Below are 9103 nucleotides of genomic sequence, written 5' to 3'. Positions count from 1 at the left end.
ACCGCCGAGGACATCATCAAGACAGCCGTGCGCGTCCCGGCGCTCATCGGACGCATGGAGGAGTGAGCATGTCGCAATCGCATGAAAAGCAGCTTATTGAAGCCCTGCGTGTCGTGTGCGGGGGAGAGAAAAGTGAAGTTTCTCCAGAGTTGGGAGACGAAATCGTCAAGGCTATCAGGGAAGAGATTGCTCCGCTCGTTGAATTGGCAGCGTTTCCGCACCGGGAGTATTTGGATGAAAAAGCCGCGTCTTTTTATTGCAGTACGCCCGTATCGACATTGCAGCGTAAGCGCGTGGACGGAAAAGGCCCTGTGTACATCAAGGATGGTGCCAAGGTGCTTTATGCCCGCAAGGATTTGGATCGGTATATGGCGGCCCGAAAGGTCAAGACGTATGAGCAGAGCTAGCGATTTTTTCTATAAGTTTCAGGGCATCCCACTTAGCGTCGGGACTGAGCTTGGCGTATCGTTGGGTGGACCGCAGGCTTGTATGCCCCACCAGCTTGCCGATGGTGTACAGCGGGACATTCTGACTGGCCAGCCACGAGCAAAAGGTATGTCGCAGGGTGTGAATAACGACTTTGAACCGGGGATCGGTGATACCGTCGTTCAGGCCAAGAATGTTTACGGCCTTCGTAAAGGTATGGGTCAAGGCATTGGGTCGGATTTGAAGTCCTTTTGCCGTAGTGAAGACGAGATCGGCTGGTCGGACTGGGACAATGGACTGCAATACGTTGATAACCGTATCGTCCATGAACGCGGCGCGCTTTCCCATTTTCCCATCGACATGGATGAGGCGGTTCTCAAAGTCGGCATCTTGACCGCACATAACGGAGCACTTCGCCCACCCGCATTCCCGTGTGCATGAAAATGAGTGCAATGCGGTATACGCGGCAGGAGAGTATTTCGAGGACATCGAGCAGCCTCTCCAATTCAATCGGTGCAAGAAATCGTTGCCTCTCGTTGTTCGATGGAAGCAGTTTGACTTTAGGGGCAGGGCCGGGATGAAGGCCCCATTCGATCATGCGCCCTATGACGTTGAGGACATCGAGAAGGATAAAGTTGACCGTCGAAGGGGAGAGCGTGTTTCCCCTAAATACAGTATAGCTCCCGGAGGCATCGGCGTATAGCCACTTTGTCATGTTCATAGCCATGATTTCGAGCTGAGTCAGCCGCACGGATGCGAACTTGGCGTAATTTCTCTCAGGCCGGAAAGAAGAGCAAGAAAGCCGGTTTTCGGTCTCGTACCGATAGGGGGAGTACTGATGACGGTTGAGCCTTGCTTCCCTAACCTCCAAAATTCGTTTGTAAGCCAAAATGACGGCTGTGCGGCATGAGTGTTGAGCTACCGCACTTCATTGAGCAAATCAGTGCTGAGAAGCAACTCATTGGAAATATTTTATATTGCGCCATCTCTTTCGCTCAAGTAATTATAAAGTATTACCCGAGAATCATCTAAAACACAAACTATTGGAGATGACTCTATTAAAATGGTATACTGGATTGCACAGAGAATATTGGAATGCATAGTCGGATTTAATACAGACTGTGAAAATAGGTCATAATGTAGGGCAAATATATAAAAATGGATAAAATAAACCTTTCAAAAGACTGCTAACGGGCATAGAAAAGTTCAGATATATGTTATCCCTTTTTGATAAATAATTGTTGATAACTATGCTGTAAGTATTGAGAAAAAAGTAACGTTACCTGCGTTCATTTCTCTTTTCTTGAGGTATTTCAATAGAAGACAGGAATGAACACACAGCGGCAATAAAGCGAAAGAGATTATAATTCAGATAGTCATTAACTATAACATATGCATAACTGAAATTGTAATGCAGAAATGCATTGACAGTGAAAAAAAGAGCAAGTAGGGTCAAAACATGGCAGGGTTCCCTTCTCCCCTCCTTTTTTACCCCCCTGTGAGGTATCCCATGATCCGTAGAACGTTTCTAAAAGGTGCGGCTGCTGTTTCGTTTTCTCTCATGGTTTCACCGGCATTGACAGCTTTTGCCAAGGATTCGGTGCGTGTTTATATGGGCGGTCCCATTTTCACCATGAACAAGAACAACGACATCGCAGAAGCCATCGCGGTGAAAGGTGAAACGATTCTGGCCGTGGGCAAGAAGGCCGAGGTTATGGCCGCTGCGGGTTCGGGCGCCACCGTAGTGGATCTTAAGGGCAAAGCGCTTATCCCCGGCATGATCGACGGGCACAGCCACTTCCCATCAGGGGCTTTCAATGAGTTGACGATGGTCAATCTCAACGTGCCTCCTCTTGGGCGTGCTGAGTCGATTGCGGATATGCAGAGCCTGCTGAAGGAACGTGCAGCCCAGACGAAAAAGGGTGAATGGATCGTCGGTTATAACTATAACGATTTAGCGATTAAAGAACAACGGCATCCAACCCGTGCCGATCTGGATGCGGTGTCCACCGAGCACCCCATTTTTGTGAAGCATGTGTCCGGCCATTTAGGTGTGGCGAACAGCAAAGCTCTGGAGTTGGCCGGCATTACGGAAGAGACGCCGAATCCTGAAGGCGGTAAATTCCGTCGCGGTCCGGACGGAAAGCTGGATGGGGTGTTGGAAGGTCCGGCGGCCCAAGCGCCTGTTTCAGCCATCCGTCCCAAGCCTACGGCCGCACAATATGAAGAGGCCGTGCGTCGTGACAATATGATCTACGCCGCTGCGGGGATTACGACGGCCAACAATGGCGGCAGCCCCACAGTGGATGACTTTTTCCTTAAGGCCAGCGAAAACGGCGATCTGGGCATCCGTGTGGTCATCTGGCCCAACGGCCGTAATGCCAAGTTGATAGAAAGCTATGGCGAAAAGCGGCAGGGTGCGCAGCTGGATAAGGCAGGCAAGGTGTTCCTTGGGCCGGCCAAGCTTTTTGCCGATGGTAGCCCGCAGGGCTATACGGCATGGTTCTCCAAGCCCTACTTCAAGCAGTTGCCCGGTAAGCCGGCAGATTTTCGCGGTTTTCCGGTATTCAATTCGCAGGAAGAATTGTTTGCGCTGGTCCAGAAACTCCACGATGCGGGCTGGCAGATCACCACACATACCAATGGCGACCAAGCCATTCAGGACATGATTGACGCGTATAGCGCCGCTTTGGAAAAGAATCCGCGTAAGGACCATCGCCATATTCTCAATCACTGCCAGTTCTGTCGTCCTGATCAGGTGGTGGCCATTGCCGAAAAGGGCTTTGTGCCTTCCTATTTCGTGACCCACACATGGTTCTGGGGCGACATCCACCGCGACATGGTGGCCGGTCCCGAGCGTGCGGCCCATATCAGCCCGTTGAAGGCGGCACTGGATCATAAGATTACCTTCGCCTTGCATAACGATACGCCCGTGACGCCCATCAGTCCGCTTATGGACGTCTTTTCGGCAGTCAATCGTCTCACGTCCTCGGGTAAGGTTCTTGGCCCTGATCAGCGCATCGACGTTATGGAAGCCCTGCGCGGCGTAACCATTAACGGTGCCTATATGCAGCGGCTCGAGGATAAGATCGGTTCTCTGGAAAAGGGCAAGCTGGCGGATATGGTTATCTTGGACAAGGACCCCACCAAGGTGGATCCGGTCAAGTTGAAGGACATCATGGTGGAAGAAACTATTGTGGGCGGTAATACGGTTTACAAGCGCGCTTGATGCGCCGTTGCCTGATACTTAAAAAGGCCCGCCCAAAGCGGGCCTTTTTAAGTATCGTATTGCGTCGGAATATGCAGCATAGGCGACTTAGAAGCTGATATTATCCAGATGCGCGTGCTGGATAAGCTCCGGGATGTCGGTAAAGTTTTCGAAATCCCAGCTCACGAGTTCAGGATAGGTCAAGTGTTGCAAATCTTGCGGATTGGCCGAAATAATGAACCACCGTTGCCCCGCAGCGTCTTCCCCCCAGCCGAAACCGATCACAAGATCTTCGAGATATTTGGGAAATCCCTGATACAAGGCGGTGTATTCCGCCACAAAGGCCTCGTGGGCTTCTTTAAACGAAGGGTACATCTGACGACCGGATTCCGTACTTGCCATGCTGTGCTCCTGTTGTAATCAGCCTCATCGCAATGGGCCGCCATCATGAGTGCAAGACGTTCGCCGTTGGGCTCTTCGTCACGCTGCTGTGGTGGCCCGCCATAGAAAATACATATCTACGGTTGAAGGTTACCCTAAAATAACAGCGAGGTATCTGAATCGCAAGGTCTAAGATGGGCTTCTCATGGACAATGTGCCCCATGCCATGTAGCGCTGGGCAGCAATGGCGCGAGAAGTATGATTGGGATTTTTGAATATGAAGGATAGCCCTATCTCCATAGTGTGCTTCTTGGGAAATCATATACTTGCAACAGGAGGCATCTTAATAAAGAAGCCTCAGAGGTAAGGGCTTCAGGTAACAATGATTGGGGCGACAGAAATGCCCATGTAGCTTACAGACTGAGGGAGTATCGTTATGCGCGCTATTGTCATGACGGCATTTGGCGGCCCGGAGGTTTTGCGCCTTACGGACATTCCGGAACCAGAACCGGAACATGGGCAGATCCGTGTTCGGCTGTATGCGGCGGGGGTCAATCCTGCCGAAGCCTATATCAGAACGGGCCAGTATGCCTTCTTCAAACCCACATTGCCCTATACCCCCGGGTTTGATGGCGCGGGAGTTGTGGACAAGGTGGGCGAGGGGGTGCAAGGCAGTAAACCCGGTGATAGGGTTTTTGTGACGGCTCTTACGGCGCGACGCAATACGGGGACTTATGCTGAGAAGGTTGTCTGTGATGCGGAGGCTGTTCATCTCCTGCCCGATGCCGTTACGCTTGAGCAAGGTGCGGCGGTGGGATTTCCCGGTATGGCCGCGTATAGGGCTCTTTTTCAATGTGCAGGCCTTAAGCCCGCAGAACGCATCCTCATACACGGCGCGAGCGGAGGTGTGGGGACCGTCGCCGTACAGCTGGCGCGTGCATGTGGAGCGTTCGTAATCGGTACCGCAGGGAGCCCTGCCTCTATGGAGCTTGTCCGCAGCATCGGAGCGCATATCGTATTGGATCACACGCAACCGGGCTATCTGGATACGCTGGCCGCGCTTACGGATGGAGTGGGGCTGGATGTGATTCTCGAAATGCTTGCGGATAAGAATCTGGAAAATGACATGCGGATGATAGCCAAGCATGGGCGTATTGTCGTCATAGGCAGCCGGGGCAGCCTTGAAATGACGCCGCGTCTCCTCATGGCCAAGGAATCCGCGGTGATGGGCATGGCCATCTGGCATAGCGCCCCGGAAGAGGCGCGCATGGCGGAAGCTGCGGTTGCGGCCGCGTTGCGGAGCGGTGCCTTGCGTCCTGTTCTTGGCGACATACTGCCCCTTGAAAAGGCGGCTCAGGCACATGAGGACATCATTGCGCGCGGCGGCAAGCCGGGCAAGATGCTCCTGCGCATTGAGTAAGGCTACGCCAGAAAAGCAAGGTTTGCTGGCCGTGATTCCTCCCTGAGATTCACGGCCTTTTTGTGAAGGGAACGTCCGCTCCTGTGACTTTGGAAAGCTTATTCTTTAAAACGAATAGAAGAGGTGTTTTAATAATATCCATATACGATAACTGGATACGGATGCATATCCCCATGTGATGTCAGCTTGACCTGCCCAGTGAAGCGGTGCATAGATTTCCGAGTAGAACGGATGACAAGAAAATACCTTGCTCCCCCTTCCATTATGGAGGTTAGGGCTTATATGGTATTCTGTCGGGAGAAGTCCCTTTAACGAATCGTTATGCTCTCCGGGCGTGACTCCGGTTGCACCCCGGATTGGTGACCAGCTTTTTTGGAGGACAGCATATGTGGGAATACACGGATACCGTTCGGGAGCATTTCCTGAAGCCGCGTAATGCGGGTGAACTTGCTGATGCCAACGCCATTGGCGAGGTGGGAAGCCTTGCTTGCGGCGATGCCTTAAAGCTTTTCTTGAAGATCAACGACAAAGGCATCATCGAAGATGCCTCCTTCCAGACGTTCGGCTGTGCCAGCGCTATTGCGTCGAGCTCTGCGTTGACTGAAATGATCAAGGGCAAGACGGTGGAAGAAGCGGCCAAGGTGACCAATAAGGATATTGCGACATACCTTGGTGGATTGCCCCGTGAAAAGATGCATTGCTCCGTTATGGGACAGGAAGCCTTGGAAGCGGCTCTGCGTAACTGGCGCGGCGAACCCGCCGAGAAGCAGCATGAGCATGAAGGCAAACTGGTCTGCAAGTGTTTTGGTGTGACCGATGTTCAGATTCGCCGTGCCATTGAGGAAAACAACCTCAAGACGGTGGAAGAGGTTACAAACTACACCAAGGCTGGCGGTGGTTGCGGAGAATGCCTTGATACCATTCAGGATATTCTTGATGAGGAATTGGGGAAGCCGAAGCTGAAGGAATTTAATCCCGCTCCGAAGTCCATAATGACCAATGTGCAGCGTATGCAAAAGGTCATGCAGGTCCTCCAGGATGAAGTCCGTCCGCGTCTCGCTGCGGATGGCGGTGATATCGAATTGGTGGATGTCGATGGCCATCGGGTCGTCGTCGCTTTGCGCGGCCTGTGCTCGAACTGCAGTTCCCGCACGGTGACGTTGAAGGATCTGGTTGAGAAGATCCTCCGTGAACAGGTGGAACCGGAAATTGTGGTTGAAGAGGTGAAGGCATGAGCGTCATCTATCTCGATAACAACGCCACGACCAGCGTAGCGCCGGAAGTTTTTGAAAGCATGATTCCGTTTTTTACGGAAAAATATGGTAATGCCTCGAGTATGCACACGTTCGGCGGGCAGGTGGGCAAGAGCATTCAGGATGCACGGGAAAAGGTTGCGGCGATGCTTGGTGCGCAGCCTGAAGAGATCGTGTTCACCTCTTGCGGCACGGAAAGCGATTCCACTGCCGTGATGTCCGCTTTGCAGGCGCAGCCTGAAAAAAAGCATGTCATCACGACCCGTGTTGAACATTCGGCGCTTATCGCCCTCGGGCAGCATCTGGAGCAGAAGGGGTATGAGCTGACGTATCTGGGCGTGGATTCCAAAGGGCGCCTGGATCTGGACGAACTGTCGGACGCTATGCGCAAAGATACGGCCATTGTCTCCATCATGTTCGCCAACAATGAGACCGGTACCGTTTTTCCGATTCAGAAGATCGCTGAAATGGTGAAGGAGCGGGGTATCCTGTTCCATACCGACGCCGTACAGGCCGCCGGCAAGCTTCCTATTGATCTGGCCAAGATGCCGGTGGACTTTTTGGCGCTTTCCGGGCACAAGCTCCACGCCCCCAAGGGGATCGGAGTGCTGTATGTCCGCAAGGGAACGCGGTTCATCCCGTTTCTTCGCGGCGGGCATCAGGAAAGGGGGCGTCGCGCCGGCACGGAAAACGCGCCGTACATCGTAGGCCTCGGTGCCGCATGTGAATTGGCCATGAACCACATGACGGATGAAAACACGAGAGTGCCCGCCCTCCGCGATAAGCTGGAAAAAGGCCTTTTGGCGGCTATCCCCGATGCCATCGTGAATGGAGATGTGGAGAACCGTCTGCCGAATACGTCCAATATCGCGTTTCAGTATGTTGAGGGCGAGGCGATCCTGTTGCTCATGGATCAGCTCGGCATCTGTGCTAGCTCCGGTTCGGCCTGCACTTCCGGCAGTTTGGAACCTTCGCATGTGCTGCGTGCTATGGGCGTTCCCTTCACCTTCGCGCATGGCTCCATCCGTTTCTCGCTGTCCCGGTATACAACGGACACTGAAATCGATTACGTCCTTGAAAATCTGCCGCCCATCATTGAGCAGTTGCGTGCGATTTCTCCCTTTAGGGCAATGAAATAGCCAGTTCTCTTTGACAGAAAAAGAAAAAGGCACCTCATCCGGGTGCCTTTTTTGTTACTGTTGCGGCGGCATTACTTGGTGAGCTGGCTATGCCAAGCGAGCAGGGCGTTCATGAGCGCCGTGACTTGCTGCTGCAAGGAGGGATCAATGAGATCTCCGGATTCGTTGAAAGAGGCGGAGAAGGCGTTGGAAAAGACTTCCGGTTTGTTCACTGGGCGGAGGTTCAAATAAACGCAGACCTGCCGCAAATGATACTGCGCGCGCGATGTCCCCATGCCGCCGCCGGCTCCCATGATGGCTACCGGTTTTCCGTTGAAAGGCGCACAGTCCGGTTCGCGTGATACCCAGTCAAGAGCGTTTTTCAGGGCCGGGGCGATGGAGTAGTTGTACTCGGGACAAGCCAGCACGAGGGCATCGGCTTCGGTCACCTGCCGGATCAGCATTTGTACTGGTTCAGGTTTGGAATCACAACGATCGGCATTGTAAAAAGGAACATCGGCGAGATCGGCGATTTGGAAGTTCACCGTGGGGGGAAGGCATTGCTTGGCGAACCGCAGGAGCCCCGTATTGCGGGACTGGGCGCGCAGGCTTCCGGAGATGCCGAGAATATTGAGAGTAGGATTCATACGTATTCCTCCTCCTTTGAAATTAGCGCGGTAAACGCCGTTTGTCCATGAGAAAGGCAAATCAGAAGAGAGGGTGATACACAATCTGTCAAAAAAACTTAATGGGAATAAAGAAACGGCGTTATCTGCTTTTTTGAAAAAAATTTTGCAGTAAGGATACACATTCCGGTGCGGCGATACCGCCCATATGCCATACACGATGGTTGTGGAAAGGCAGATCCAGCCCGTTGAAGCACGATTCCACAGCTCCGGCTTTATTGTCCGCAGCACCATAGACGACACCGGCAAGGCGGGCATGAACGATGGCGCCCGTGCACATCAGACAAGGTTCAAGCGTAACGACGAGAATGCAGCCTTCGAGGCGGTAATTGCCCAAAACGGTTCCGGCTGAACGCATGGCCATGATTTCGGCATGGGCTGACGGATCGGACAGGGTAATGGGCTGATTGTGCTCGGCGGCGAGGATCGTCCCCGCTGGATCGACGATGAGCGCCCCTACGGGGACTTCTCCTTGCTGGGGCGCTTGCCGTGCTTTCGCAATCGCTTGGAGCATCAACCCCTCCCACGACCAGCCGGAAGGAGGGGGAGGGACGGGGCCCCATGGCGTATAGGCGCGGGGGTCGCAGACTGTCTCGGAAAAGGCCGCCCAA

Annotated in this window: 9 protein-coding genes; 5 read left to right on the top strand and 4 right to left on the bottom strand. The window is 53.2% G+C overall.

Annotation, left to right across the window (positions count from 1 at the left end; genetic code table 11):
- The first annotated feature begins 68 nt into the window (after positions 1-68).
- Positions 69-407: a hypothetical protein gene (locus tag T370_RS0104780; protein ID WP_005026991.1), complete on the top strand. Its 339-nt coding sequence runs from the start codon at positions 69-71 to the stop codon at positions 405-407.
- Here T370_RS0104780 and T370_RS25925 read toward each other — a convergent pair.
- The gene (locus T370_RS25925; RefSeq protein WP_248604210.1) at positions 385-774 is read right to left on the bottom strand and encodes a tyrosine-type recombinase/integrase; all 390 of its coding nucleotides are present in this window, start codon (positions 772-774) and stop codon (positions 385-387) included. The genes T370_RS0104780 and T370_RS25925 overlap by 23 nt on opposite strands.
- A gap of 1162 nt (positions 775-1936) precedes the next feature.
- Here T370_RS25925 and T370_RS0104765 point away from each other — a divergent pair.
- Complete coding sequence (locus T370_RS0104765) at positions 1937-3655, top strand: amidohydrolase (RefSeq protein ID WP_029434930.1); 1719 nt, start codon at positions 1937-1939, stop codon at positions 3653-3655.
- 87 nt (positions 3656-3742) lie between these two features.
- Here T370_RS0104765 and T370_RS0104760 read toward each other — a convergent pair whose 3' ends face one another.
- Entirely contained in the window at positions 3743-4036 is a 294-nt protein-coding gene (locus T370_RS0104760; protein ID WP_029434929.1) for a hypothetical protein, read from the bottom strand.
- Between the two features lie 415 nt (positions 4037-4451).
- On the opposite strand from T370_RS0104760, the gene T370_RS0104755 reads away from it, so the two are divergent.
- From T370_RS0104755 to nifS, 3 genes are all read left to right on the top strand, one after another.
- Entirely contained in the window at positions 4452-5435 is a 984-nt protein-coding gene (locus T370_RS0104755) for an NADPH:quinone reductase (protein ID WP_029434928.1), read from the top strand.
- 386 nt (positions 5436-5821) lie between these two features.
- On the top strand, positions 5822-6670 hold the full coding sequence (gene nifU / locus T370_RS0104750) for a Fe-S cluster assembly protein NifU (protein WP_005027000.1): 849 nt from the start codon (positions 5822-5824) through the stop codon (positions 6668-6670).
- Positions 6667-7827 (top strand): cysteine desulfurase NifS, encoded by a 1161-nt coding sequence (gene nifS / locus T370_RS0104745; RefSeq protein WP_029434927.1) that lies wholly within the window; start codon positions 6667-6669, stop codon positions 7825-7827. Before nifU ends, nifS begins: the two co-directional genes overlap by 4 nt.
- A 71-nt stretch (positions 7828-7898) precedes the next feature.
- Here the strand turns inward: nifS and T370_RS0104740 are convergent, their stop codons facing one another.
- On the bottom strand, positions 7899-8453 hold the full coding sequence (locus tag T370_RS0104740) for an NADPH-dependent FMN reductase (protein ID WP_029434926.1): 555 nt from the start codon (positions 8451-8453) through the stop codon (positions 7899-7901).
- A gap of 121 nt (positions 8454-8574) precedes the next feature.
- On the bottom strand, positions 8575-9009 hold the full coding sequence (gene tadA / locus T370_RS0104735) for a tRNA adenosine(34) deaminase TadA (protein ID WP_282705449.1): 435 nt from the start codon (positions 9007-9009) through the stop codon (positions 8575-8577).
- Positions 9010-9103: the final 94 nt, after the last annotated feature.

The organism is Bilophila wadsworthia ATCC 49260 (assembly GCF_000701705.1).
Lineage (GTDB): Bacteria > Desulfobacterota > Desulfovibrionia > Desulfovibrionales > Desulfovibrionaceae > Bilophila > Bilophila wadsworthia.
The sequence above is the reverse complement of the archived record's forward strand: the minus strand, read 5'-3'. Positions and strand labels throughout refer to the sequence as shown.